The following is a 24,335-nucleotide window of genomic DNA, read 5'->3' as shown; positions in this document are numbered from 1 at the left end:
TGTGCCTCACTGCTCGTCCGCCGCCGACAGCGGACGAGCCACGTCTTCCAGCGACTTGCGCTCCGCCGCGACGCCCCAGATGCCGGCGACGACCGCAGCCGCGATCATCAGCACCGAGCCGATCAGATAGCCCGCGAACACGGCGCCGCGCTCGTGCGTGTCGATCAGATGCCCGAACAGCGCCGGCCCGATAATGCCGCCCAGCGCCGTGCCGAACGCATAGAACACGGCAATGGCGAGCGCGCGGATTTCGAGCGGGAAGGTTTCGCTGACCGTCAGATACGCTGAACTCGCTGCCGCCGACGCAAAGAAGAAGATCACCATCCACGCGATAGTCTGCGTGGTCACGCTCAGCATGCCGTGCATGAACATCCAGCCGCTGATGGTCAGCAGCACGCCGGACGTCGCATACGTGAACGCGATCATGCGGCGGCGGCCGAGCACGTCGAAGAGCTTGCCGAGCAGCACCGGCCCCAGGAAATTGCCGGCGGCGAACGGCAGCACGTACCAGCCGATGTGATCGCCGGGCACGTGATAGAAGTCCGTCAGCACCAGCGCGTAGGTGAAGAAGATGGCGTTGTAGAAGAACGCCTGGGCGGTCATCAGCGTGAGACCCACGAGCGAGCGGCTGCGATGCGCCTTGAAGAGCGTATGCACGACCTCGCTGAGCGGCGTGCCCTCGCGCGCACGCAGGCGCAGCGGTTTGACAGGCGTGTCGGGAATCGTCACGCCGTGCTGGCGGAAATGCGCTTCGATTTCCTCGACCACTTGCTTCGCTTCGTCCGCGCGATTATGCGTGATGAGCCAGCGCGGGCTTTCCGGCACCCACATCCGCATGAAGAGGATCGTGAGTCCGAGCACCGCGCCGATCAGGAAGCACGCACGCCAGCCCCAGTCGGGCGGCAGCAGGCCGGGGTCGAGCAGGACCAGCGATCCTGCCGCGCCGATGCCCGCGCCGATCCAGAACGTGCCGTTGATCGCCAGATCGGTCCAGCCGCGCAGGCGGGCGGGCGTGAACTCCTGGATCGTCGAATTGATCGCGGTGTACTCGCCGCCGATGCCGGCCCCCGTCAGGAAGCGAAACAGCACGAAACTCGCGAGATCCCACGAGAACGCAGTGGCGGCGGTCGCGGCCGCGTAGAGGAACAGCGTGATGAAGAACAGCTTGCGGCGGCCCAGCCGGTCCGTCAGCCAGCCGAAACCCAGCGCGCCGAGCACCGCGCCCGCGATATACGCACTGCCGGCGATGCCGACATCGGCATTCGAGAATTGCAGCGCCGGGCTCGTCTTCAGCGCGCTGGCGACGGCGCCCGCCAAGGTCACTTCGAGTCCGTCCAGCAGCCAGGTGATGCCGAGCGCGAGCACGATCAGCGTATGGAAGCGTCCCCAGGGCAGGCGGTCGAGGCGCCCGGGAAGATCGGTTTCGATGATGCCGGGTTGCGTGGCGTGCTCCGTCGGTCGATCGTTCAAACGGTTCTCCTCGTCATTGTTTTGCTCTTGTCGCCGGCGATGCGCCGCGCGTGCGCGGAAAAAACCGCAAGCGGCTTTCGAACGAGCAAGTTACATTCCGCTTTTGTCGAATGAAGTCAATGGTTTAAAAATCTCCGGCCGCGGTTGATGCCTACCCGGGAACGTGTTAAAAACGCCGTCCATGTCCAACGCGGCGTCCTGGCGGACGTGGCTCAGCATCATGAATTTTTGCGCGATCGATTTCGGCACGTCGAATTCCGCCGTCGCCCTTCCGGACGGCCCGGCCATTCGGCTGGCGCCTGTCGAAGGCGAGGCGACCACGTTGCCCACCGCCGTCTTCTTCAACACCGACGAGAATAACCAGGCCTACGGACGCGCCGCGCTGGAGGCGTACATCGACGGTTTCGACGGCCGCCTGATGCGCTCGATGAAGAGCATTCTCGGCTCGGCGCTCGCCGACAGCACGACGGATCTCGGCGACGGTTCGGCCATCAAGTACACCGACGTCATCACGCTGTTCCTGCAGCACCTGAAGCAGAAGGCTCAGGCGATCGCTGCCGAGCCGCTGTCGCGCGCGGTGCTTGGCCGTCCGGTGTTTTTCGTCGACGACGATCCACGCGCCGACAACCTGGCGCAGAAGCAGCTCGAGGCCTGCGCGCACGCCGTCGGTTTGCGCGAGATCCACTTCCAGTACGAGCCGATCGCCGCCGCCTTCGATTACGAAGCCGGTCTGACGCAGGAAGGGCTCGTGCTGGTCGCGGATATCGGCGGCGGTACGTCAGACTTTTCGCTGGTGCGCGTCGGGCCGGAACGCGCTCGCGAACTCGACCGCAAGAGCGACGTGCTCGCGCATCACGGCGTGCATGTCGCCGGCACGGATTTCGACCGCCGCGTCGAACTCGCGACCGTGCTGCGCGAGCTCGGTTATCAATCGCTCGATCCGCAAGGCCGGGAAGTGCCGAGCCGCATCTATTTCGATCTCTCCACGTGGCATCTGATCAACACCGTCTACACGCCGAAGCGTGTCAGCGAGCTGCAGCTGATGCGCCATCTCTACCCGGAAGTGCGCCATCATGACCGCCTGATGCGCGTTGTGGATCGCCGGCTCGGGCACGCGCTCACCGCGCATGCGGAAGAGGCGAAGATCGAAGTTGCCGCGGGCGGGGCGACGGAAATCGACATGGAAGAGGTGGAGGAAGCGTTGCGCGTCGCGTTCGACGAAGCGCGCTTGATCGAGGCGGGCGCCGAGGAAACGCGACGCATCGTGGACGCCGCGCGCGAGACCATCCGGCGCGCGGGCGTGGCGGATACGGACGTCGGCGCCGTGTACTTCACCGGTGGGACGACCGGGCTGCGGTTTCTGTCGCAGGCTTTGGCGGCGGCGTTTCCTGCTGCGCAGCCGGTGTTCGGCGATCGCCTTGCCAGCGTGGCGAAGGGCCTCGGCATCTACGCACAGCGCGTTTTCGCCTGATTTCACCCGAAAGCGCGCCGCAAATAAAAAACCCCGCGTAGGCGGGGTTTTTTTACGAATCAGGCGGAACTTAGGCCGGCTTGATGTTCGCGGCTTGCTTGCCCTTCGGGCCAGTCTTCACTTCGTAGGTAACCTTCTGGTTTTCCTGAAGCGTCTTGAAGCCTTCGACACGGACTTCCGAGAAGTGCGCGAACAGATCTTCGCCGCCGCCATCCGGAGTGATGAAGCCAAAGCCCTTTGCGTCATTGAACCACTTGACGGTACCGGTTTCCATGTTACTTGTTCCAAAAAAATGATGAATAAGGCCGAAGCCCAGGGGTGCAAAAGATCAAGGAAGGGGCAATGGGACCAACCGGAGTACCGTGATGGCGAACTCGAAAGAACCAATTCACTCGCCACTTGAAATCCTGCAAGAAGCTTTATACGGCGAAACCATTTCGCGGTCAATTAATATCCGACAACTCTGAAGGGATTTCTTTACTCCATACGAATTCGGACCGCAATAAGCGGATTCTTGCCTCGTACTGCACGAAAAAGAGGCAAAAAAGGTGAAACTGCTCGACCTCCGCACTGCATTCGAAAGGTGCAACCGTTAAACTACGCGACCATTTTCAATGGGTTGCACCGGACGTGCGGGCTTGGCGGGAATGATTCTGGCAACCGTCGCACCCGCGGCCTGGCAGCCAATCGGAAGCCGGCAAAGCCGCAAGCAGCACGAGCGGCGCGAGACAACGGAGAGAAGAAGTGAAAAGTTCGATACAGAGAAACATCGGCCCGATGGCCCTGATGCTGACCGGTCTGGGATCCATCATCGGCTCGGGATGGCTCTTCGGGGCATGGAAGGCCGCCAAGATCGCCGGACCTGCCGCGATCGCCGCCTGGGTGATCGGAGCGATCGTCATTCTGGCGATCGCCCTGACGTATGCCGAACTGGGCGCCATGTTTCCCGAGTCCGGCGGCATGGTGCGCTACGCCCGCTATTCGCATGGCGCGCTCGTGGGTTTCATCAGCGCGTGGGCGAACTGGATTGCGATCGTTTCGGTGATTCCGATCGAAGCCGAAGCCTCCATCCAGTACATGAGCACCTGGCCCTATGACTGGGCGCATGCGCTGTTCGTCGACGAGTCGCTCACGCCGACCGGCATCGGTCTCTCGGCGTTGCTCGTGATCATCTATTTCATGCTGAACTACTGGGGCGTGAAGGTATTCGCTCGTGCAAACTCGCTGATCACGGTCTTCAAGTTCCTGATTCCGGGTGCGACCATCGCAGGGCTGATTTTCGCCGGGTTCCATTCGGAGAACTTCGGCACGTCGTCGACTTTCGCGCCCTATGGCTGGCCCGCGGTGCTGACCGCCGTCGCGACCAGCGGCATCGTGTTCAGCTTCAACGGTTTCCAGAGCCCGGTGAACCTCGCCGGCGAAGCGCGCAATCCGGCGCGCAGCGTGCCGTTCGCGGTGATCGGCTCGATCCTGCTCGCGCTCGTGATCTACGTGCTGCTGCAGATCGCGTATATCGGCGCGGTGAATCCCGCTGATGTCGCGAAGGGCTGGGCCCATTTCAACTTCGCGTCGCCGTTTGCGGAACTCGCGCTGGCGCTCAACCTGAACTGGCTCGCCATCCTGCTGTATGTCGACGCCTTCGTCAGCCCGAGCGGCACCGGCACGACCTACATGGCGACTACCACCCGCATGATCTACGCGATGGAGCGCAACGGCACCATGCCGAAGATCTTCGGCAACGTGCATCCGTTCTACGGCGTGCCGCGTCCGGCGATGTGGTTCAACCTGTTCGTCGCGTTCATCTTCATGTTCTTCTTCCGTGGCTGGAGCTCGCTGGCCGCGGTGATCTCGGTGGCGACGGTGATCTCGTATCTGACGGGCCCGGTGAGCCTGATGGCGCTGCGCCGCGCAGCGCCGGACCTCGAACGTCCGCTCAGGCTGCCGATGATGGGCGCGGTCGCGCCGTTCGCGTTCGTGTGCGCGTCGCTGGTGCTGTTCTGGGCCAAGTGGCCGCTCACCGGCGAAATCATTCTGCTGATGGTCGTCGCGCTGCCGGTGTACTTCTACTTCCAGGCCAAGGCGGGCTTCGCCGGCTGGGGACGCGATCTCAAGGCTGCGTGGTGGCTCGTGGCCTATCTGCCGTGCATGGCGGTGATGTCGCTGATCGGGAGCAAGGATTTTGGGGGCAGTGGATTGCTGCCGTACGGCTGGGATATGGCCGCAGTCGCTGTGTTGGCGCTGGTGTTCTACTACTGGGGCGTGCACACCGGATATCGCACCGCCTATCTCGACGAGCGCGAAAGCCGCGACGACATCCTTTACGAAGTCGGCGCCTGAGCGTTCCGGCGTCTTGTGGAGAGACAGAAAACCGCCTGAGTGGCTGCTCAGGCGGTTTTTTTCATCATGCGTCCGAGAACACGTAGTTCGTCATCGCCAGCGCGCGCTGGAAGGTTCCGAGCGACTGTATGCCGAGCGTGTAGTCATCCGCGGCGGCACCGAGCGCGCTGAACACCGGCAGCAGATGTTCATCCGTCGGGTGCATCACCGCCGCATGGGGCGCACGCGCGCGATAGTCGAGCAGCGCGTCGATGTCGCGTGCCGCCATGCGGTCCTCGAACCAGTCGGTGAATTCGGAGACGCGCGGATCGGCATCTTCGGGACGCGCGCTGAAATCGGCCATGCGCAGGTTGTGCGTGATCTGGCCGGAACCGACGATCATCACGCCCTCATCGCGCAGATCACGGAGCGCCCGGCCCATCCCGAAATGATGCGCTGCGCCCAGGTGCGGCTGTATCGACAGTTGCGCGACCGGCACGTCGGCGTCCGGGAACATCAGCAGGAGAGGCACCCATGCGCCGTGATCGAGACCATGTTCGGTCGTGGCGGCCGGAATGCCCTGCGCGCCGAGCAAGGCGGCCGCGCGCTTCGCCAGATCGGGCGCGCCGGGCGCCGGGTAGCGCAATTCGTATAGCGCGCGCGGAAAACCGTAGAAGTCGTGGATGGTCTCCGGCCGCTCGGCGATGCTCGCGACCGGCTGCGCGGTGCCCCAGTGGGCCGACAGCATCAGGATCGCGCGCGGGCGCGGCAGCGTCGCGCTCAGCGATGCGAACTCGGCGGAAGGCATCGATGGGTCGATCGGCAATGTCGGCGCGCCGTGGGAAATGAAAACGGTGGGTGTCGGGCTCATGACGGCAATTTCCAGTGGACTATGTCGTCAATGTAGGGCCGCTCACGCCGTTCATAAACCGTCCGAACGGCAATGCATCGTGTCGCGGCTGTTGCTAATCAGACGCCGCGCGCAATCCCTGCCACGCCGACGCAACCGGCTGCCCAAATCCAAACAGATCGATGACGCGCGCCACGGTGTGGTCCACCATCTCGTCGATGGTCGCGGGCTTCTGATAGAACGCCGGCAACGGCGGGAAGATAACGCCGCCCATTTCCGTGACGGACGTCATGTTGCGCAGATGCGCGAGGTTGAACGGCGTTTCCCGCACGAGCAGTACGAGACGGCGGCGTTCCTTGAGGACGACATCGGCGGCGCGGGTAATCAGATTATCGGAGAGACCGTGCGCGATGCTGCCGAGCGTGCGCATCGAGCAGGGCGCGACCACCATGCCGTCGGTGGCGAAGGAGCCGGAGGCAATGCTCGCGCCGACATCGCGCACGCTGTGCACGACATCCGCCCGCGCGTGGACGGCGGCGCGGTCGAGATCGAGTTCGTGCTGGATATTGAGCCAACCGGCGCTGGAGACGAGCAGATGCGTCTCGACGCCGCCCAGGCGGCGCAGCATGTCGAGCAGACGCACGCCGTAGATGGCGCCTGTCGCCCCGGTGATTGCGACGATCAGGCGTCGCTGCGGGGCGGGCAGGCTGGTTTGCATCGGCGGGCGGGTGAGACTCAGGCGGCGGCGAAGAGCTGCTGCAGTTCGCCCGATTGATACATCTCCATCATGATGTCCGAGCCGCCGATGAACTCGCCGTTCACGTACAGCTGCGGAATGGTCGGCCAGTTGGAGAACTGCTTGATGCCCTGGCGGACGGCGTCGTCTTCAAGCACGTTGACGGTGGTGATCTTGTCGACGCCGCAGGCCTTCAGGACCTGGATGGCGCGGCCCGAGAAGCCGCACATCGGGAATTGCGCCGTGCCCTTCATGAAAAGCACGACGGGGTTCGATTCGACGATCTGCTTGATATGTTCTTGCGTATCCATGGCGTTCCTGCGCGTGAAAGTCGGGGGACTGATGGTTGAAATGATAGCGGATTTCGCTTTTGAGAGCTGACGGCGTCCGGCGCTTCAGGCCGTGAAAACGCCGCCCGTGCAGCGTTCGATGCCGGCGAGATCGCGCAGCGAATGCACATCGCTGAAGCCGCGCGCCTGCATGAGCCGCCGCACGGCGTCGGCCTGATCGTAGCCATGCTCGAGCCACAGCGCGCCGTTCATCGCGAGCAGGAACGGCGCTTTCTCGACAATCTCGCGGATTGCCGACAGACCGTCGGATTCGTCGGTCAGTGCGCCACGCGGTTCGAAGCGCAGGTCGCCTTGCTCCAGATGCGGATCGCCGCTCGCGATATAGGGCGGATTGCTGACGATCGCCTCGAAGAGCAGCGACGGCTCGAGGTTCGCGGTCCAGTCGCTGGCGACGAAGGTGACCGGACCGCCCGCGCGCGCGGCGTCGAGCAAACGCACGGCATTCGAGCGCGCCACGTCGAGCGCGGCCGGCGAGCGATCCACGGCCCACACCTTCGCATCGGGTCGCGCGTGAGCGAGTGACACCGCGATCGCGCCGCTGCCCGTGCCCAGATCGAGCACGCGCGGGTTCGGCGTGCCGGCAATGATGCCGAGCACGGTTTCCACCAGCAGTTCGGTTTCCGGACGCGGAATCAGCACGTCGGGCGTGACCTCGAAGTCGAGGCCGAAGAATTCGCGCCTGCCGACCAGCTGCGCGATGGGCTCGCCATCCAGACGGCGCGCGACGAGCGCCTCGAAGCGCGCGACGGACGCGTCATCGAGCGTTTCCTGATCGCGCGTGATGAGTTCCGTGCGGCGCCAGCCGAGCACGTGCATCAGCAGCACGCGCGCTTCGAGCGGCGGCAGTCCGGACGCACGCAGCACGTCGGCCGCAGTGCTCACTCCGCTTCCCCGAGCGCCGCCAGCAATTCCGCCTGATGCTCGGAGACGAGCGCGCCGATCAGCTCGTCGATATCGCCGTCCATGATGTATTCGAGCTTGTAGAGCGTCAGGTTGATCCGGTGATCCGTCATGCGCCCTTGCGGGAAGTTGTAGGTCCGGATGCGTTCCGAGCGGTCGCCCGAGCCGATCAGGCTCTTGCGCGTCGCCGCTTCCTTGGCGTGCTGCTCGTGATACTGCTTGTCCTTGATGCGCGCAGCCAGCACCTTCAGCGCGCGATCCTTGTTCTTGTGCTGCGAGCGGTCGTCCTGGCATTCGACGACGATACCCGTCGGCAAGTGCGTGACGCGCACGGCTGAATCGGTTTTGTTGATGTGCTGCCCGCCCGCGCCCGACGCGCGGAACGTATCGATGCGCAGATCGGCCGGATTGATCACGACTTCGCTGATTTCATCGGCTTCGGGCATCACGGCGACGGTACACGCCGAGGTGTGGATGCGGCCTTGCGTTTCGGTCGCCGGCACGCGCTGCACGCGATGCCCGCCCGACTCGAACTTGAGCCGCGAATACGCGCCCTGTCCGGCGATGCGCACGATCACTTCCTTGTAGCCGCCAAGATCCGATACGCTTTCCGACATCGTTTCGGCGCTCCAGCGGTTGCGTTCCGCATAACGCAGATACATGCGCAACAGGTCGCCCGCGAACAGCGCCGATTCGTCGCCGCCCGCGCCCGCACGGATCTCGATGAAGATGTTGCGTTCGTCGTTGGGGTCCTTCGGCAGCAGCATGGTCTGCAGATCGCCTTCGATGGCCGCCATGCGTTCGCGCGCCTCGCCGATCTCTTCCTCGGCGAAATCGCGCATCGACGGATCGGCGAGCAGTTCCTGCGCCGTGGCTTCATCGGTGAGCGCCTGCCGCCAGAGCGCGTATTGATCGACGATCGGGCTGATTTCCGCGTGCTCGCGCGTGAGCTTGCGATATTGGTCCATGTCGGACGTGACGTCCTCACGGCTCAACAGTTCATTGAGATCGACCTGCCGTCTGGCGAGCTGGTCGAGCTTGCTTTGCATGCTCGTTTTCATCGTGCGGAGTTGGCGCGGCGGGCGCCGGGGAGTGACTGCGATTGGAAGCCGGCGCTAGCGGCGCGCGGCCTTGAAGAATAGCAAAGATGAAGCCGCTAACGGTCCGACGAATCGGCCTTGTCGCCGTGGCGGTAGAAGCCGCTCATCAGGTCGATGAGCTGGTTGCGTTCCTCGCTGCTCGCGCGGTTGAGCGCGTGCGTGGGACCGTGGATCAGCTTGTTGGTAAGCGCCTGCGACAGCGCTTCGAGCACGGCCGCGGGGTCGTCGCCGCGCGACAGCATCTTGCGGGCGCGTTCCACTTCGGCGCGGCGCAATGCGTCGGCCTGCGTGTGCATGTGGCGGATGACCGGCACGATGCTGCGCGCATCGAGCCACTGCATGAAATTCTGCACCCGCGTTTCGATGATCGATTCCGCCTGCGCCACCGCTGCCTGCCGCGATGCATTGCCCTCGCGCACGATGGCGCCGAGGTCGTCGACGGTGTAGAGGAACACGTCGTGCAGGTTGCCGACTTCCGGTTCGATGTCGCGCGGCACTGCCAGGTCGACCATGAAAATGGGCCGGTGACGGCGCGCGCGCACGGCACGCTCGACCGCGCCCAGACCGATGATGGGCAGCGTCGACGCCGTGCACGACACGATGATGTCGAACTCGTGCATGCGCGCGGGCAGGTCGGACAGCGGAATGGCGCGGCCATTGAAGCGGCCGGCGAGCTTCTCGCCGCGTTCGGCGGTGCGGTTCGCGACCACGAGTTCACGCGGATTCTGCGCGGCGAAATGCGTGGCGCACAGCTCGATCATCTCGCCCGCGCCGATGAACAGCACGCGCTGGCCGGAGATGTTCTCGAAAATGCGCTGCGCGAGACGCACGGCGGCGGCGGCCATGGACACCGATTGCGCGCCGATTTCCGTGGTCGTGCGCACTTCCTTCGCGACCGCGAAGGTGCGCTGGAACAACTGGTTCAGATAGGTGCCGAGCGCGCCGGCTTCCGAAGCGGTGCGCACCGCGTCCTTCATCTGTCCGACGATCTGGGTTTCGCCGAGCACCATCGAGTCGAGGCCCGAGGCGACGCGGAAGGCATGGCGCACGGCTTCCGATTGCGGCAGCGCGTACACGTGCGGCGCGAGTTCGGGAACCGGGATGGCGTGATACTTCGACAGCCATTCGATGGCGGCTTCGCGGGCGGCGGAGTCGTCGGTGGCGCAGTAGAGTTCGGTGCGATTGCAGGTCGACAGGATGGCCGCTTCAGGCGAAACCTTCGCGAGCGGACCGAGCCAGATGTCTTTCAGCGCGCCCAAGGCGGGCTTGAGCTGTTCGAGCGGAAACGCCACGCGTTCGCGCAGGGCGACTGGCGCAGTGTGATGATTGATTCCGATCGTGAGGAGCTGCATTGTTTTAACGATGCTCTTGGCCTAAGCCGATGGCCTTTCAATAGCCCAATATTATAGCGTTTCGCGTGAATCTTCATTTATAGGGGCTATTTGGGGCGCGCTTGGGGAAATCTGGCGGAAAGCCCTGCCGGCATTGGCTTGCACGGCTCGGGAGGCGGTTGTGTCTTGACGCGGCTGATCGACGCACGAACGGTCTTTTCCCGCTTTTTTGCCCGTTGGACCGCAGTCTTGCCTTCGACAAATCCGGCCCCTAAACTCAGCCTTCCACTTTCAAAGACCCCGGAATCAAGCATGTTCGACTCTTCCCCTGTCTCACGCGGCCGCCCGGCGCTTGCCACGGAGCACGGCCGCTGATGGGCTGGCTCGGACTGATTTTCCTGGGTGCGGTAATCGGCGCCGCGAGCTGGTGGCTGCATCCGCTGCGGCGCGCAGGACGCGTCGGCCGCGGCGCGGCGGGGCGGATCTGGACGGCGGTCGCGGCTGGCATACTGGCGAGCATCGTGGCGCGCATGCTCGGCAACATCGTCGATCTCTATCACGACGGCGACACGCTCGAATGGCTCGCGTGCTCAGTCTTCGCGTTGCTCGTCGTGACGCTCACGGTCGGACTGGCGGCGCGCCGCTGATTTCTTTCCTGGCGGACAGCGGGTGATCCTTGCTGCCCGTCGCGCCCGAAAGGGCCTCAAAGGGCTTTCAAGCACGTTTCGAAGCAGGTGACCCCATGAACGATCGCATCGCAGATTCTGCCATTCCCGAGCCGTCCACGTTCGCGCGCCGCATCGACGCGCTGCGCCGCCAGATGGCGCTCGACCATCTCGCCGCCGTGCTCATTCCGTCCGCCGATCCGCATCTCTCCGAATATCTGCCGGAACGCTGGCAGGGGCGGCAGTGGCTTTCCGGCTTTACGGGTTCGGTCGGCACGCTGGTCGTGACGGCGGATTTCGCGGGCGTCTGGGTCGACAGCCGCTACTGGACGCAGGCCGAAGCCCAGCTGGCCGGCACCGGCATCGTGCTGATGAAGATGATGGCCGGCCAGCAGAGCGCGCCGCATGTCGAATGGCTCGCGGACCACGTGCCGGAGGGCGAGACCGTGGCGGTGGACGGAACCGTGCTCGGCGTCGCGGCGGCGCGCGCGCTGGCCGATGCGCTCGATGCACGCGGCATCGTGTTGCGCACGGATCTCGATCTGCTCGACGCCGTCTGGCCCGCGCGTCCGGGCCTGCCCGACGCACCCGTCTACGAACACGCCGCGCCGCATGCCAGCGTCGCGCGCGCCGACAAGCTGGCGCAATTGCGCGAGTCGATGCGCGCGAAAGGCGCTCAGTGGCATTTCGTGTCCACGCTCGACGATCTCGCCTGGATCTTCAACCTGCGCGGCGGCGATGTGAGCTACAACCCAGTGTTCGTCGCGCATGCGCTGATCGGCGCCGATGACGCGACGCTCTTCGTCGCCGACGGCAAGGTGCCGGAAGCGTTGCAGCAATCGCTCTTGCGCGACCACGTGCGCGTCGCGCCGTATGCGGATGCGCCGGGCGCGCTGGCCGCGTTGCCCGCGGGCGCGACGCTGCTGATCGATCCGCGCCGCATCACGCATGGCTTGCTGGAGAAGGTGCCGTCGACGGTCACGATCGTCGAGGCGGTGAATCCGTCGACCTTCGCGAAGTCGCGCAAGACCGCGGCGGAAGCCGAACACGTCCGCGCGACGATGGAGCAGGACGGCGCCGCGCTCGCCGAATTCTTCGCGTGGTTCGAGGACGCGTTGGGCCGCGAGCGCATCACGGAACTCACCATCGACGAAAAGCTGACTGCAGCGCGCGCGCGCCGGCCGGGCTTCGTCACGCTGTCGTTCGGCACGATCGCGGGCTTCAATGCCAACGGCGCCATGCCGCATTACCGCGCAACCGAAGCCTCGCACGCGGTCATCGAGGGCAACGGGCTGTTGCTGATCGATTCGGGCGGCCAGTACCTGAGCGGCACGACCGATATCACGCGGGTCGTGCCGGTCGGCGAGATCACGGCGGAGCACCGGCGCGACTTCACGGTGGTGCTGAAGGGCACGATGGCGCTTTCGCGCGCACGCTTTCCGCGCGGCATCCGCTCGCCGATGCTCGATTCGATCGCGCGCGCGCCGATCTGGGAGGCGGGCGCGGACTATGGCCATGGGACGGGCCACGGCGTCGGCTACTTCCTGAACGTGCACGAAGGCCCGCAGGTCATTTCCCACTACGCGCCCGCCGAACCGTGGACGGCGATGGAAGAAGGCATGATCACGTCGATCGAGCCGGGACTCTACCGGCCCGGCAAGTGGGGCATCCGCATCGAGAATCTCGCGATGAACCGCGCCGCCGCGAAGACCGAGTTCGGCGATTTCCTCGAGTTCGAGACGCTGACCTTGTGTCCGATCGACACACGCTGCATCGACTTGTCCTTGCTGCGCGAGGACGAACGCGCGTGGCTCAATGCCTATCACGAGACGGTGCGCCGGCGCGTGTCGCCGCATGTGTCGGGCGCCGCGCTGGCGTGGCTCGAAGCCCGCACTCAAGCCATCTGACCGAAGGGAGCGTCGGATCATGACCATCCAGGCAGTCGTGTTCGATTTCGGCGGCGTGCTGATCGACTGGAACCGGGATTATCTGTACCAGCAGCTGATCCCCGACGACAGCGAGCGCCGCTGGTTTCTCGACAACGTCTGCAAGATGGAATGGGTCGTGCAGCAGGACGGCGGCCAGACCATTGAAACGGGCACGGCCGAGCTGATCGCGCTTCATCCTGGCCACGAAGCGTTGATTCGCGCGTTCTACGCGCGCTGGCCCGAGATGGTGGCGGGCGTGCTGGAAGAGGGCGTCGCGCTGATGGAGCGGCTGGAGCGCGCGGACGTGCCGCTGTTCGGGCTCACCAACTGGTCGGCGGAGACTTTTCCTTATGCATGGGAGCGTTTCGACGTGCTGCGCCGGTTCCGCGAAGTGGTCGTGTCGGGGCGCGTCGGGCTGGTGAAGCCCGATCCGCGCATCTTCGCGCTGATGTTCGACGAAATCGAAAAGCATCTGCCGGGCGTGCAGCCGTCCGAACTCGTCTTCATCGACGACAACCTCCACAACGCGCAGGCCGCGACCGCGCTTGGCTGGCATGGCATTCACCATACGGACGCATCGAGCACGGAAGCACAATTGCGGGCGTTGAAGCTGAATTTTTGACGTAACGAAGTGAAGCGCGCTACTGCCCCAGCAGATTCTTCAGCGCGTTGCCGATTCCCCGCACGGTATCGCCCGTGCCCTTCGCGACGCCTTCCACGCTCACGCCGAGCGCTTTCGCGAAACCCGCCGTCAGCTTCTTCGAGAGGCTCTCGCTCAGTGAGAACTTCGGATCGCGCAGATCGCCGTCGAGCACGAAATCGAGCTTGATCTGCTCCTTGCGGTCTTTCAGTGCGGCGATGGCGGCCTTGGTCGGGATCGAGAGAAAGGTGTCGAGCGGATTGCCCGAGTCGCTGATCTGCAGATGATTCAGCACCAGCGAGCCAGGCGCGTGGATGCGGTTGTCCTTCACGGTGGCATCCACGGTCATGTCGATGGTGCCGCCCGTCACCGCCGCGCGCGCGCCGGCCTTCTTCAGCAGATACGGATCGAGCGTCTGGACATCGACGGAACGCAGTGTCGCGCGCGTCTGCGAATCCTTGTTGGCGATGACCATCCAGCCGCCCCACGTCACCGTGCCGGTATGCTGCGGACCCTTGATCGAGCCGGACATGGACAGGTCGGTGCGCTCGTTGAGCGCGGGCAGGTGAAGACGATCGATGGTCGCGCGCGCGTCGCCGATCAGCACGCGATACGGCGGGTTCTGCACGGAGCTGTCGAAGAACTCCATCGAGCCGCGCTCGAACGAGACCCGGTCGATGACCTTTTCCTCTTGCGCGTGCTCGTCGGCCTGACTGTTGTTCGACTTTGCGTCGGCGGCGCGGGCGGTTTCCTTCAGACCGGGCAGGATGCGCACGCGGCCATCGGCGGAACGGACGATCGACAGATAGTAGTTGTCGACGCTCACGCTGCGCAGATGGATGGGGCGCGTGATGAGCGAGCGCATGTCGACGTCGAGCACGATGCGTTCGGCGCGCATCGCGTCGCCGGTGGGCCAGTCCTTCGGGCCGCGCAGGCGCACGCGCGACAGCGTCACGTGACCGAAATCCACGTCGATTTCCTCGACCGACCCGTTTGGACCGAGCGTCTCGAGAATCCGCTCTTTCATCTGATGCACGACGAACAGCCATCCGCCGATCGCCACGACGACGAGCGCCACGATGATCCCGACTGCCCAAAGCGCTCCCCGCCGCGCGCCCGATCCCGCCATCTGCGTGTGTCTCCCGGAAGTCCTGCTGAAAAGTCGCCGCGCTGTGTAGTCTTGTCTGACAAAAAAGAATGGCGACCGCGTCTCCCACAGTCGCCACTTTCGCGCCGGATGTCGGTGCGCGCGCCCGCACAAGTGCGCGGGCGGCGTCGCGGGCTTAGCGCGTGATCGGCTTGTAGCGCAGGCGCTTCGGCTTGGCGGCTTCTTCGCCGAGACGCTTGCGCTTGTCGGCCTCGTATTCCTGATAGTTGCCGTCGAAGAACTCGACGTGCGAGTCGCCTTCGAACGCCAGGATGTGCGTCGCAATGCGGTCGAGGAACCAGCGATCGTGGGAGATCACCATCACCGAGCCGGCGAATTCGAGCAGCGCGTCTTCGAGGGCGCGCAGCGTTTCGACGTCGAGATCGTTCGACGGTTCGTCGAGCAGCAGCACGTTGCCGCCTGCGATCAGCGTCTTGGCCAGATGCAGGCGTCCGCGTTCGCCGCCCGACAGGTTGCCGACGATCTTCTGCTGGTCGCTGCCCTTGAAGTTGAAGCGGCCGATATACGCGCGCGACGGCGTTTCGTACTTGCCGACGGTGAGGACATCCGCGCCGCCCGAGATTTCCTCGAACACAGTCTTGTCGCCGCCGAGCGCGTCGCGGCTCTGGTCGACGTAGGCGAGCCTGACGGTCGGACCCTTGACGATTTCGCCCGAATCCGGCTGTTCCTTGCCGGTCAGCATGCGGAACAGCGTGGACTTGCCGGCGCCGTTCGGCCCGATGATGCCGACAATCGCGCCCGCCGGAATCTTCATGCTCAGGTCGTCGATCAGCAGGCGGTCGCCATAGGACTTGCTGACGTTCTTGAACTCGATGACTTCATTGCCGAGCCGGTCGCCGACCGGAATGAAGATTTCCTGCGTCTCGTTGCGCTTCTGGTATTCCTGGCTGTTGAGTTCCTCGAAGCGGGCGATACGCGCCTTCGACTTGGCCTGACGGCCCTTCGGGTTCTGGCGCACCCATTCGAGTTCTTTCTTGATGGCCTTCTGACGCGCGGATTCGCTGGATTCTTCCTGCTTCAGGCGGTCTTCCTTCTGGTCGAGCCAGCTCGAATAGTTGCCCTTCCATGGGATGCCGTGGCCGCGGTCGAGTTCGAGAATCCACTCGGCGGCGTTGTCGAGGAAGTAGCGGTCGTGGGTGACCGCGACGACGGTGCCGGGATAGCGCGTGAGGAACTGCTCGAGCCATTCGACGGATTCGGCGTCGAGGTGATTGGTCGGTTCGTCGAGCAGCAGCATGTCGGGCTTTTGCAGCAGCAGCTTGCAGAGCGCGACGCGGCGCTTCTCGCCGCCCGACAGATGTTCGATCTTCGCGTCCCACGCCGGCAGGCGCAGTGCATCGGCGGCGACTTCGAGCTGCTGCTCGGGGCTGCCGCCGTCGCTGGTCGAGAGGATGGCTTCGTACTTCGCCTGCTCGGCGGCGAGCTGGTCGAAGTCGGCGTCGGGTTCGGCGTAGGCGGCGTAGATTTCATCGAGCTTCTTCTGCGCCTGGAACACGTCGCCCAGACCTTCCTCGACGGCTTCGCGCACGGTCTGCTGCGGATCCAGTTGCGGCTCCTGCGGCAGATAGCCGATGTTGAGGTTGGGCATCGGCGTGGCTTCGCCTTCGATGTCGCGGTCGACGCCCGCCATGATCCGGATCAGCGTGGATTTGCCGGAACCGTTCAGGCCGAGCAGGCCGATCTTCGCGCCCGGGAAGAACGACAGGGAAATGTCTTTCAGGATCTGACGCTTCGGCGGCACGATCTTGCCGACGCGGTTCATGGTGAAGACGTATTGGGCCATGTGGATGTCTTGGGTGGTCGTCTGGTGAGAAGTGCGGCTGCCGCGCGCGTGCGGTGCGGCAGCCGATGCTGATGCTGATACTGTCTGGCGGCGCGGGAAGGTGGCGCCACCCGCGCGCGGTGCGCGGCGGGCTGAACCGTCATTGTACTTCGCGAGGCGATCCGCTATTGCCAGCGCGCGACGCCGCCGTGGCGCGAGCAGGTGCCGCTGTGATGCCGGCTGAAACTGTAGGAACCGTCGCGGCACTGGGCGGTGGCGCCGGCGGGCACGTTGCCGGAACGGGATCGCGCGGGTGCGTGAACGGTGTCGCCGTCGCGATTGGTGTAGTGGCCGTGGCTGTCGAGATCGGATTCGTCGGGTTGTTGCTGGTAGGGGTGGTTCTGGTAGGCGAAGGCGGCCGGTGTCCAGATGAGGCTGGCGGCGATGAGCCAGGCGACAGCCGCATAGGCGCCAAGCGCAGCAAATTTCTTCATTGTTCTTGTTGTCTCATTGTTGTTGTCGGTCGGCGCTGAGTTGGCGCTGGCTCGTCCGCTCATGAAAAAAGCGGAGTTCCTTTATCGGACACTCCGCTTTGCGAGGCAAGCTCGTTGAGACGTTTTTTGACGCTTTGGCCTTGGGCAGGGGAAAGGCCTCCAGGCAAGCCGCATAAAGCGTGAATCCTCGCACCACCGGTGCGAGTTTCTTTCGTTCGCCGCCCTTACACGTTGAACAGGAAATTCATGACATCCCCGTCATGCACGACATATTCCTTGCCTTCCGCGCGCATCTTGCCGGCTTCCTTGGCGCCTTGCTCGCCCTTGAAGGCGACGTAGTCATCGAAGGAAATGGTCTGGGCGCGGATGAAGCCGCGTTCGAAATCCGTATGGATCGCGCCGGCCGCCTGCGGCGCCGTGTCGCCGATATGGATGGTCCACGCGCGCACTTCCTTCACGCCCGCCGTGAAGTACGTCTGCAAGCCGAGCAGCTTGAAGCCGGCGCGGATCACGCGGTTCAGGCCCGGCTCGGTCATGCCCATGTCGGCGAGGAAGTCGGTCTTGTCGGCGTCGTCGAGATCGGCGATTTCCGCCTCGATCGCCGCGCACACCGCGACCACCGGCGCATTTTCCGCCTCGGCGTGCTTGCGCACTGCGTCGAGATACGGGTTGTTCTCGAAGCCGTCGTCCTTCACGTTGGCGACGTACATCGTCGGCTTCGACGTGATCAGGCAGAACGGCTTGATGAGCAGCAATTCTTCTTCGCTCAGCGAGAGGCCGCGCACGGGCTTGGCCTGATCGAGTTGCGCGCGCACCTTTTCGAGAACGGCGACGAGCTTGATCGCTTCCTTGTCGTTGCCCGACTTGGCGGCCTTCGAATAGCGCGACTGCGCCTTTTCCACGGTCGACAGGTCCGCGAGCGCGAGTTCGGTGTTGATGACTTCGATGTCCGCGATCGGATCGATCTTGCCGGCGACGTGGATCACGTTCTCGTCGTCGAAGCAGCGCACGACGTGCGTGATGGCGTCGGTTTCGCGGATGTTGGCGAGAAACTGGTTGCCGAGGCCTTCGCCCTTCGACGCACCCGCGACCAGTCCGGCGATATCGACGAATTCGACCACGGCCGGCAGGATGCGCTCGGGCTTGACGATGTCGGCGAGCGCCTGGAGACGCGCATCCGGCACTTCGACCACGCCGACGTTGGGCTCGATGGTGCAGAACGGATAGTTCTCGGCGGCAATGCCCGCCTTGGTCAACGCATTGAAGAGGGTGGACTTGCCGACGTTGGGCAAGCCGACGATGCCGCATTGGAGGCTCATGGGATCCTTCGAACTGGTGAGACGGCGCGAGTCGCGCGTTTTCGTCAAAAATGGTGCGCGATGGACGGGCGATGACGCCCGCTCCGACCGGCGGCCGCGTGCCGCGGCCAGGCAAGCCGCTATTGTACCGTTGCGCTGGACCTCGAAGGTCGGCGGTCCTACGCCTGCGCCCGCATCTGCAAGCCCCCAAACCCCTCCGACCCCCACAGCTATAATGCCCGGATGACTTCGCACCCACTGAAATTCCACGCGATCGTCGTCGGCGGCGGGCTCGTCGGCAAGACGGCCGCGCTGGCACTCGCGCAATCCGGGCTGCGCACCGCGCTGGTTGCGTCGCGCGCCGCCGGCCTGCCGCCGGGCGCCGCGTTCGATTCGCGCATCTACGCGCTGTCGTCCAGCTCGCAGGCGCTGCTCGAACGGCTGCGCGTCTGGCAGGCGCTCGACCGCTCGCGCCTCGGGCCGGTGTTCGACATGCGGGTATTCGGCGATGCCCACGCGGAATTGCACTTCTCCGCCTTCCAGGCATCGGTGCCGCAGCTGGCGTGGATCGTCGAATCGTCGCTGATCGAGCAGTCGCTCGACGCCGCCTTGCGCTTCCAGCCGAGCCTGTCCTGGTTCGAGTCGCGCGCGCAAGGCATGACCGTCGAGGCCGACGCAGCCCACATCGCGCTCGCCAGCGGCGAATCCCTGGAAGCCGATCTGATCGTCGGCGCCGATGGCGCGCATTCCTGGGTCCGCGCGCAAATGGGCGCGAAGATGACCCGTCGCGATTATCGCCAGACCGGCGTCGTCGCCAATTTCAAGGCCGAGCGGCCGCACGGCGAGACCGCGTACCAGTGGTTCCGCGATTCCGAAATCATCGCGCTGCTGCCGCTGCCGGGCGATCACGTGTCGCTCGTCTGGTCGGCGCGCACCGAGCACGCCGACGACCTGCTCGCGCTCGATCCCGCGCAGCTCGCCGCCCAGGTCGAAACCGCGACGCAAAACCAGCTCGGCACGCTCGACTGCGTGACGCCGGCGCAAGGTTTTCCGCTCGGGCTGCAGACCGTCGACCGTCTGATCGCGCCGCGCGTGGCGCTCGTCGGCGATGCGGCGCACCTGATTCACCCGCTCGCCGGCCAGGGCATGAACCTGGGTCTGCGCGACGTCGCCGCGCTCGCGGATGTCATCGCCAACAAGGAGTCGTTCCGCGATCTCGGCGACCCGACCCTGTTGCGCCGCTACGAACGCGCGCGCCGCGAAGACATCCAGAAGCTCATGTTCGCCACGGACGGCCTGCAGCGGCTCTTCGCCGTGCCCGGCACGTTCGCGCGCGCGGTGCGCAATACCGGCATGGCGTTCGTCGGCGCGCAGCCGCTGGTCAAGCGCTGGCTGGTATCGGCGGCGCTCGGTTGAAACGAAACATTGATTGATATTCAGACGCGCGGCATTCGCGCGACGCTGGCCGACTCACAGGAAACCGCATGAAAACCATTCTTCGTTCTGCGCTCGCGACGGCTGCGGCGCTTGCCGTCACGCTCGGCATGACCGGTCCGGCCCACGCCGACGCCACCACCGACAAACTCAAGTCGACGCTCGAGTCGCGCATGGGCGACGCCAGCATCAAGAGCATCGACAAGACCGCGATTCCCGGTCTCTACGAAGTGAATCTGGGCTCGCAGATCATCTACAGCGACGCCACCGGCAACTACGTGCTGATCGGCGATCTCGTCGATACGCGCAGCAGCAAGAACCTGACCGAGGCGCGGCTCTCGGAAACCAACAAGATCGACTTCGCGAAGCTGCCGTTCGAGAACGCGGTGAAGGTGGTGAAGGGCAACGGCAGCCGCAAGATCGCCGTGTTCTCGGACCCGAACTGCCCGTACTGCAAGCAGCTCGAATCGACGCTGAAGTCCATCGACAACGTCACGGTCTACACCTTCCTGTACCCGGTGCTGTCGCCGGATTCCACGGCCAAGTCGAAGTCGATCTGGTGCGCGAAGGATCGCGGCAATTCATGGGAAAGCTGGATGCTCGATCACAAGGCGCCGGCCACGGCCGCGAACTGCGACACCACGGCGATCGACAAGAACCTGAAGCTCGGCCGCACGATGAACGTGACCGGCACGCCGACCGTCTTCCTCGCCGATGGCCGCCGTCTGCCGGGCGCCGTGCCCGCCGACCGGCTGGAGAAGGAACTGTCGGCCGCGCAGTGAGCGCGATGCGGCACGAGCACGGAGGCGCCTGGCGCCTCCTTTGTTTTACGGGCTCCGGTTCGCCGGCCGGGGCCGCGGGCATAGCGGGCGCGAGCGTCGCAAGCGGCACGAGCGGCACAAGCGGCGCGCCCGGCACAAGAACAAGGACCACGCGATGACACCCTCCCTGCAACCGGTGCATTACAGCATCGTTCCGAAAAAACCCGCCGCGCATCTTTTCGAAGTCACGCTGACCGTCGCCGACACCGATCCGGCCGGCCAGCGCTTCATGCTGCCGGTGTGGATTCCGGGCAGCTACATGATCCGCGAGTTCGCGCGCAACATCGTGACCTTGCAGGCGTTCAACGCGGCGGGCCGCAAGGTCGCGATCGAGAAGATCGACAAGCACGCGTGGCAGGCCGCGCCCGTCGAAGGCCCGCTCACGCTGCGCTACGAGGTCTACGCGTGGGATCTGTCGGTGCGCGCCGCGCATCTCGACGACAGCATCGGCTTCTTCAACGCGACGAGCGTGTTCCTCGCGGTGGAAGGGCAGTCGGGCGCACCGTGCGTGGTCGACATCCAGCCGCCCGAGGGCGGTGCCTATCGCACCTGGCGCGTCGCGACGGCGCTGCGCGAAGCGCGCGGCACGAAGCGCTACGGCTTCGGGACCTACGAGGCCGATAACTACGACGAACTCGCCGACCATCCCGTCACGCTCGGCAAATTCGCGCTCGGCAGCTTCACCGCGCATGGCGTGAAGCACGACATCGTGATCTCGGGGCGCGTCGTCAATCTCGACATGAACCGGCTCCAGGCCGATCTCAAACGCGTCTGCGAAGCGCAGATCGCGCTGTTCGAGCCGCGCACGAAGCGCGCGCCGATGGATCGCTACGTGTTCATGACGCTGGCCGTCGGCGATGGTTACGGCGGGCTCGAACATCGCGCGTCGACGGCGCTGATCTGCAATCGCACGGACCTGCCGGTGCAGGGCCGGCCGGACCTGAGCGACGGCTATCGCACCTATCTCGGCCTGTGCAGCCACGAATACTTCCATACGTGGAACGTGAAGCGAATCAAGCCCGCGACCTTCGCTCCGTACGATCTGTCGCAGGAGAATTACACGACGCTGCTGTGGCTCTTCGAGGGCTTCACGTCGTACTACGACGACCTGATGCTCGTGCGCAGCGGCCTCATCACCGCCGGCGATTACTTCAGCCTGCTCGGCAAGACGATCGGCGGCGTGCTGCGGGGCGCGGGACGTTTCAAGCAGTCGGTCGCGCAAAGCTCGTTCGATGCGTGGGTGAAGTACTACCGCGCCGACGAAAACGCGCCGAACGCCATCGTCAGTTATTACCAGAAAGGTTCGCTGGTCGCGCTGGCCTTCGATCTGTCGATCCGCGCGCAGACCGACAACCGCAAGTCGCTCGACGACGTCATGCGCCTGCTGTGGCAGCGCTACGGACGCGACTTCTATCACGGCAAGGCGCGCGGCATCCGCGAGGAAGACGTCGAGGCGCTGTTTGCCGAAGCCAGCGGCGCGGACCTGCGCGCGCTGTTCCGTGACGGCGTGCGCGGCACCCGCGACCTGCCGCTGGATGCCTTGCTGGAGCCGTTCGGCATCGCGCTCGCGCCGGATCTGCCCGGCAACGGCGCGGCGCTCAAGCCCACGCTCGGCGTGCGCGTGCGCGGCGGGGCCGAGTGCGCGCTTGCGGTCGTCCACGAGGGCGGCGCGGCGCAGAAGGCCGGATTGTCGGCGGGCGACGTGCTGGTCGCGATCGACGGGTTGCGCGTCACCGGCGCCAATCTCGACAGCCTGCTGTCGCGCTATCTGCCGGGCGCGAAGGTGGAGATCCATGCGTTTCGCCGCGACGAACTGCGCCGCACGGAACTTAAGCTCGACGGGCCCGAGGTCGTGCGTTACCTGCTGACGGCCATCGACGGACGCGGGCCGTCGAAACAATGGCGCGAGCGCTGGCTGAAAGGCTGAGGCGTCCGGAGCCGGCGGGCGGATTGTTCTACCCCTGCAACAATCCGTCACGGGCGAATGGCTTTTAATCGATCGTCGAAAGGGGAGAATGCTTCCTAAGCCGGGCGCGGACAGCGCCCGAATCCCGAAAGCTCTGCATGGGACACAGTGGCCGATCAAGCGCGCGCTGTGCTCCGACAAGGAACAGGAAGCCATCATGACGACGATTCTGCAAATCAATTCCGCTGCTCGTTCGCAAGGCGCCCAATCGACGCTGCTCGCCGACGAACTCACGGCAAAACTGCAACAAAGCAACCCGGGCGCGAAGGTTGTCGTGCGCGACCTGCTGGGCGCGTCGCTGCCGCATCTCGACGACGCCACGCTCGGCGCCTTCTTCACGCCGGCTGACCAGCGCAGCGCGGAACAGACCGCCATCAACGCCAAGAGCGAAGCGCTCATCAACGAACTGCTGGCAGCGGACATCGTCGTGATCGCTGCGCCGCTGTACAACTTCGGCATCTCGTCGCAACTGAAGACGTATTTTGACTGGATCGCCCGCTCGGGCATGACGTTCCGCTACGGCGCGAACGGCCCGGAAGGCCTGGTCACGGGCAAGAAGGTGTTCGTGGTGTCGGCGCGTGGCGGCAAGTACGCGGGCACGCCGAACGATTCGCAAACGCCTTACCTGAAGACTTTCCTCGGCTTCATCGGCCTGACCGACGTGAACTTCATCTACGCCGAAGGCCTGAACATGGGCCCGGAAGTGGCGGGTGCGGCGCTGGCGTCGGCACGCGAGGCGATCGCGGCGCTGTAAGCGTTTCGCTCCAGCAGTAAGGTATCAAGGCATCAAGTAAAACGCCCCGCTGATGTGTGTCAGCGGGGCGTTTTGCGTTTCATGGCTGGCGCGGCAGCGTCAGGCCAGCAGTTCGGGCTCGGCGGGCAGCCGCCAGTCGATCGCCGGACGGCCATGCTTCGTCAGGTATTCATTGGCGAGCGCGAAATGCCCGCAGCCGAAGAAGCCGCGATACGCCGACAACGGCGACGGATGCGCCGACTCCAGCACGCAATGCGCCTTGCCCGTGCCTTCGATCAAGCCGCGCTTCGCCTGCGCATGGGCGCCCCACAGCATGAACACGAGTCCGTCATGGCGCAGCGCCATTTCGTGGATCAGCGTGTCGGTGCATGGCTCCCAGCCGCGTTTCGCGTGACTGCCGGCGCGGTCGCGTTCCACCGTCAGCGACGTGTTGAGCAGCAGCACGCCTTGCTTCGCCCACGAATCCAGGCAGCCGTGCGCGGGCGCGGGGACGCCGAGGCTCGCGTGGATCTCCTTGAAGATGTTGCGCAGCGACGGCGGCGGACGCACCGGCGCGGGCACCGAGAACGCCAGCCCGTGAGCCTGCGGCGCGCCCTTGTCCTCGCCGTGATACGGATCCTGGCCGAGAATCACGACCTTCACGTCGGCGGGACTTGTGAGACGGAGCGCGCGGAAGACATCGGCGGGATAGACGGTCTTGCCGGCGGCGCGCTCGGCATCGACGAACGCGCACAGCGCCGCATAGTGCTTGCTGTCGATGAACGGTTGCAGGTGGCGGCGCCAGTCGGCGGGCAGCGCTTCGAACTGGCTTTCCAGCGTCGTGCCGGGCGACGCCGGCGCGTTGCCGGCATCCTCGAAGAGAGAAGACTGTTGGCTCATGC

At 64.9% G+C, this 24,335-nt stretch carries 22 protein-coding genes; 9 read left to right on the top strand and 13 right to left on the bottom strand.

What is annotated here, in order from left to right:
• Nucleotides 1–6 precede the first annotated feature (6 nt).
• The gene (locus QCE83_RS12090; protein ID WP_309810140.1) at nucleotides 7–1,470 is read right to left on the bottom strand and encodes an MFS transporter; all 1,464 of its coding nucleotides are present in this window, start codon (nucleotides 1,468–1,470) and stop codon (nucleotides 7–9) included.
• A 220-nt stretch (nucleotides 1,471–1,690) separates the two neighbouring features.
• Here QCE83_RS12090 and QCE83_RS12085 point away from each other — a divergent pair, with 220 nt between their 5' ends.
• Nucleotides 1,691–2,941: an Hsp70 family protein gene (locus QCE83_RS12085; RefSeq protein WP_309810137.1), complete on the top strand. Its 1,251-nt coding sequence runs from the start codon at nucleotides 1,691–1,693 to the stop codon at nucleotides 2,939–2,941.
• 70 nt (nucleotides 2,942–3,011) lie between these two features.
• Here QCE83_RS12085 and QCE83_RS12080 read toward each other — a convergent pair whose 3' ends face one another.
• Nucleotides 3,012–3,215, bottom strand: coding sequence for a cold-shock protein (locus QCE83_RS12080; RefSeq protein WP_309810134.1), 204 nt, complete (start codon nucleotides 3,213–3,215; stop codon nucleotides 3,012–3,014).
• A gap of 470 nt (nucleotides 3,216–3,685) precedes the next feature.
• Here QCE83_RS12080 and QCE83_RS12075 point away from each other — a divergent pair, with 470 nt between their 5' ends.
• Nucleotides 3,686–5,278, top strand: coding sequence for an APC family permease (locus QCE83_RS12075; RefSeq protein WP_309810129.1), 1,593 nt, complete (start codon nucleotides 3,686–3,688; stop codon nucleotides 5,276–5,278).
• A 64-nt stretch (nucleotides 5,279–5,342) separates the two neighbouring features.
• On the opposite strand, the gene QCE83_RS12070 is transcribed toward QCE83_RS12075, so the two are convergent.
• The 6 genes from QCE83_RS12070 to hemA form a co-directional block, all read right to left on the bottom strand.
• On the bottom strand, nucleotides 5,343–6,128 hold the full coding sequence (locus tag QCE83_RS12070; RefSeq protein WP_309810127.1) for a class III extradiol ring-cleavage dioxygenase: 786 nt from the start codon (nucleotides 6,126–6,128) through the stop codon (nucleotides 5,343–5,345).
• A 94-nt stretch (nucleotides 6,129–6,222) separates the two neighbouring features.
• Nucleotides 6,223–6,825, bottom strand: coding sequence for a UbiX family flavin prenyltransferase (locus QCE83_RS12065; RefSeq protein WP_309810124.1), 603 nt, complete (start codon nucleotides 6,823–6,825; stop codon nucleotides 6,223–6,225).
• A 17-nt stretch (nucleotides 6,826–6,842) separates the two neighbouring features.
• A complete protein-coding gene (gene grxD / locus QCE83_RS12060; RefSeq protein WP_309810121.1) occupies nucleotides 6,843–7,154 on the bottom strand; it encodes a Grx4 family monothiol glutaredoxin in 312 nt (103 codons plus the stop codon).
• Nucleotides 7,155–7,238: 84 nt separating this feature from the next.
• Nucleotides 7,239–8,075 carry a peptide chain release factor N(5)-glutamine methyltransferase gene (gene prmC / locus QCE83_RS12055; protein ID WP_309810117.1) on the bottom strand — a complete coding sequence of 279 codons (837 nt, stop codon included), beginning with the start codon at nucleotides 8,073–8,075 and terminating at the stop codon, nucleotides 7,239–7,241.
• Nucleotides 8,072–9,154: a peptide chain release factor 1 gene (gene prfA, locus QCE83_RS12050; protein ID WP_309810114.1), complete on the bottom strand. Its 1,083-nt coding sequence runs from the start codon at nucleotides 9,152–9,154 to the stop codon at nucleotides 8,072–8,074. Before prfA ends, prmC begins: the two co-directional genes overlap by 4 nt.
• A gap of 95 nt (nucleotides 9,155–9,249) precedes the next feature.
• The gene (gene hemA, locus QCE83_RS12045; protein WP_309810111.1) at nucleotides 9,250–10,545 is read right to left on the bottom strand and encodes a glutamyl-tRNA reductase; all 1,296 of its coding nucleotides are present in this window, start codon (nucleotides 10,543–10,545) and stop codon (nucleotides 9,250–9,252) included.
• Between the two features lie 353 nt (nucleotides 10,546–10,898).
• Between hemA and QCE83_RS12040 the strand changes: the two genes are divergently transcribed.
• The 3 genes from QCE83_RS12040 (at nucleotide 10,899) to QCE83_RS12030 (ending at nucleotide 13,739) form a co-directional block, all read left to right on the top strand.
• The gene (locus QCE83_RS12040; protein ID WP_309810109.1) at nucleotides 10,899–11,171 is read left to right on the top strand and encodes a hypothetical protein; all 273 of its coding nucleotides are present in this window, start codon (nucleotides 10,899–10,901) and stop codon (nucleotides 11,169–11,171) included.
• 95 nt (nucleotides 11,172–11,266) lie between these two features.
• Entirely contained in the window at nucleotides 11,267–13,096 is a 1,830-nt protein-coding gene (locus QCE83_RS12035) for an aminopeptidase P family protein (protein ID WP_309810104.1), read from the top strand.
• 19 nt (nucleotides 13,097–13,115) lie between these two features.
• On the top strand, nucleotides 13,116–13,739 hold the full coding sequence (locus QCE83_RS12030; RefSeq protein ID WP_309810101.1) for an HAD family phosphatase: 624 nt from the start codon (nucleotides 13,116–13,118) through the stop codon (nucleotides 13,737–13,739).
• A gap of 19 nt (nucleotides 13,740–13,758) precedes the next feature.
• Here the strand turns inward: QCE83_RS12030 and QCE83_RS12025 are convergent, their stop codons facing one another.
• The 4 genes from QCE83_RS12025 to ychF all read right to left on the bottom strand — a co-directional run bounded on the left by QCE83_RS12025 (nucleotide 13,759) and on the right by ychF (nucleotide 18,500).
• Nucleotides 13,759–14,886: a DUF748 domain-containing protein gene (locus QCE83_RS12025; protein ID WP_309810098.1), complete on the bottom strand. Its 1,128-nt coding sequence runs from the start codon at nucleotides 14,884–14,886 to the stop codon at nucleotides 13,759–13,761.
• A 154-nt stretch (nucleotides 14,887–15,040) separates the two neighbouring features.
• Complete coding sequence (ettA, locus tag QCE83_RS12020) at nucleotides 15,041–16,708, bottom strand: energy-dependent translational throttle protein EttA (protein WP_309810097.1); 1,668 nt, start codon at nucleotides 16,706–16,708, stop codon at nucleotides 15,041–15,043.
• 164 nt (nucleotides 16,709–16,872) lie between these two features.
• Nucleotides 16,873–17,181 (bottom strand): DUF3761 domain-containing protein, encoded by a 309-nt coding sequence (locus QCE83_RS12015; RefSeq protein WP_309811692.1) that lies wholly within the window; start codon nucleotides 17,179–17,181, stop codon nucleotides 16,873–16,875.
• Nucleotides 17,182–17,405: 224 nt separating this feature from the next.
• Entirely contained in the window at nucleotides 17,406–18,500 is a 1,095-nt protein-coding gene (gene ychF / locus QCE83_RS12010; protein WP_309810094.1) for a redox-regulated ATPase YchF, read from the bottom strand.
• A gap of 222 nt (nucleotides 18,501–18,722) precedes the next feature.
• On the opposite strand from ychF, the gene QCE83_RS12005 reads away from it, so the two are divergent.
• The 4 genes from QCE83_RS12005 (at nucleotide 18,723) to QCE83_RS11990 (ending at nucleotide 23,454) form a co-directional block, all read left to right on the top strand.
• Nucleotides 18,723–19,895, top strand: a complete 1,173-nt coding sequence (locus tag QCE83_RS12005) for a UbiH/UbiF family hydroxylase (protein WP_309810090.1) — start codon at nucleotides 18,723–18,725, stop codon at nucleotides 19,893–19,895.
• Nucleotides 19,896–19,963: 68 nt separating this feature from the next.
• Nucleotides 19,964–20,695: a DsbC family protein gene (locus QCE83_RS12000; protein WP_309810087.1), complete on the top strand. Its 732-nt coding sequence runs from the start codon at nucleotides 19,964–19,966 to the stop codon at nucleotides 20,693–20,695.
• 166 nt (nucleotides 20,696–20,861) lie between these two features.
• Nucleotides 20,862–22,661 (top strand): PDZ domain-containing protein, encoded by a 1,800-nt coding sequence (locus QCE83_RS11995; protein ID WP_309811689.1) that lies wholly within the window; start codon nucleotides 20,862–20,864, stop codon nucleotides 22,659–22,661.
• Nucleotides 22,662–22,857: 196 nt separating this feature from the next.
• Nucleotides 22,858–23,454 carry an NAD(P)H-dependent oxidoreductase gene (locus tag QCE83_RS11990; protein WP_309810084.1) on the top strand — a complete coding sequence of 199 codons (597 nt, stop codon included), beginning with the start codon at nucleotides 22,858–22,860 and terminating at the stop codon, nucleotides 23,452–23,454.
• Nucleotides 23,455–23,553: 99 nt separating this feature from the next.
• Here QCE83_RS11990 and QCE83_RS11985 read toward each other — a convergent pair whose 3' ends face one another.
• Nucleotides 23,554–24,333, bottom strand: a complete 780-nt coding sequence (locus QCE83_RS11985; protein WP_309810081.1) for a uracil-DNA glycosylase — start codon at nucleotides 24,331–24,333, stop codon at nucleotides 23,554–23,556.
• Between the last annotated feature and the right edge of the window lie 2 nt (nucleotides 24,334–24,335).

It is taken from the genome of Caballeronia sp. LZ034LL (genome assembly GCF_031451215.1).
GTDB lineage: Bacteria > Pseudomonadota > Gammaproteobacteria > Burkholderiales > Burkholderiaceae > Caballeronia.
Note: the sequence above shows the minus strand (reverse complement) of the source record. Positions and strands in the feature narration are given on the sequence as shown.

Coding starts and splice junctions, on each gene's coding strand:
- ychF (WP_309810094.1), bottom strand. CDS start 18,500: ATGAGCCTCCAATGCGGCATCGTCGGCTTGCCCAACGTCGGCAAGTCC.
- QCE83_RS12005 (WP_309810090.1), top strand. CDS start 18,723: ATGACTTCGCACCCACTGAAATTCCACGCGATCGTCGTCGGCGGCGGG.
- QCE83_RS12080 (WP_309810134.1), bottom strand. CDS start 3,215: ATGGAAACCGGTACCGTCAAGTGGTTCAATGACGCAAAGGGCTTTGGC.
- QCE83_RS12070 (WP_309810127.1), bottom strand. CDS start 6,128: ATGAGCCCGACACCCACCGTTTTCATTTCCCACGGCGCGCCGACATTG.
- QCE83_RS12000 (WP_309810087.1), top strand. CDS start 19,964: ATGAAAACCATTCTTCGTTCTGCGCTCGCGACGGCTGCGGCGCTTGCC.
- QCE83_RS12025 (WP_309810098.1), bottom strand. CDS start 14,886: ATGGCGGGATCGGGCGCGCGGCGGGGAGCGCTTTGGGCAGTCGGGATC.
- QCE83_RS12035 (WP_309810104.1), top strand. CDS start 11,267: ATGAACGATCGCATCGCAGATTCTGCCATTCCCGAGCCGTCCACGTTC.
- QCE83_RS12040 (WP_309810109.1), top strand. CDS start 10,899: ATGGGCTGGCTCGGACTGATTTTCCTGGGTGCGGTAATCGGCGCCGCG.
- hemA (WP_309810111.1), bottom strand. CDS start 10,545: ATGCAGCTCCTCACGATCGGAATCAATCATCACACTGCGCCAGTCGCC.
- QCE83_RS11985 (WP_309810081.1), bottom strand. CDS start 24,333: ATGAGCCAACAGTCTTCTCTCTTCGAGGATGCCGGCAACGCGCCGGCG.
- QCE83_RS12065 (WP_309810124.1), bottom strand. CDS start 6,825: ATGCAAACCAGCCTGCCCGCCCCGCAGCGACGCCTGATCGTCGCAATC.
- grxD (WP_309810121.1), bottom strand. CDS start 7,154: ATGGATACGCAAGAACATATCAAGCAGATCGTCGAATCGAACCCCGTC.
- QCE83_RS11990 (WP_309810084.1), top strand. CDS start 22,858: ATGACGACGATTCTGCAAATCAATTCCGCTGCTCGTTCGCAAGGCGCC.
- QCE83_RS12085 (WP_309810137.1), top strand. CDS start 1,691: ATGAATTTTTGCGCGATCGATTTCGGCACGTCGAATTCCGCCGTCGCC.
- prfA (WP_309810114.1), bottom strand. CDS start 9,154: ATGAAAACGAGCATGCAAAGCAAGCTCGACCAGCTCGCCAGACGGCAG.
- QCE83_RS12030 (WP_309810101.1), top strand. CDS start 13,116: ATGACCATCCAGGCAGTCGTGTTCGATTTCGGCGGCGTGCTGATCGAC.
- QCE83_RS12015 (WP_309811692.1), bottom strand. CDS start 17,181: ATGAAGAAATTTGCTGCGCTTGGCGCCTATGCGGCTGTCGCCTGGCTC.
- ettA (WP_309810097.1), bottom strand. CDS start 16,708: ATGGCCCAATACGTCTTCACCATGAACCGCGTCGGCAAGATCGTGCCG.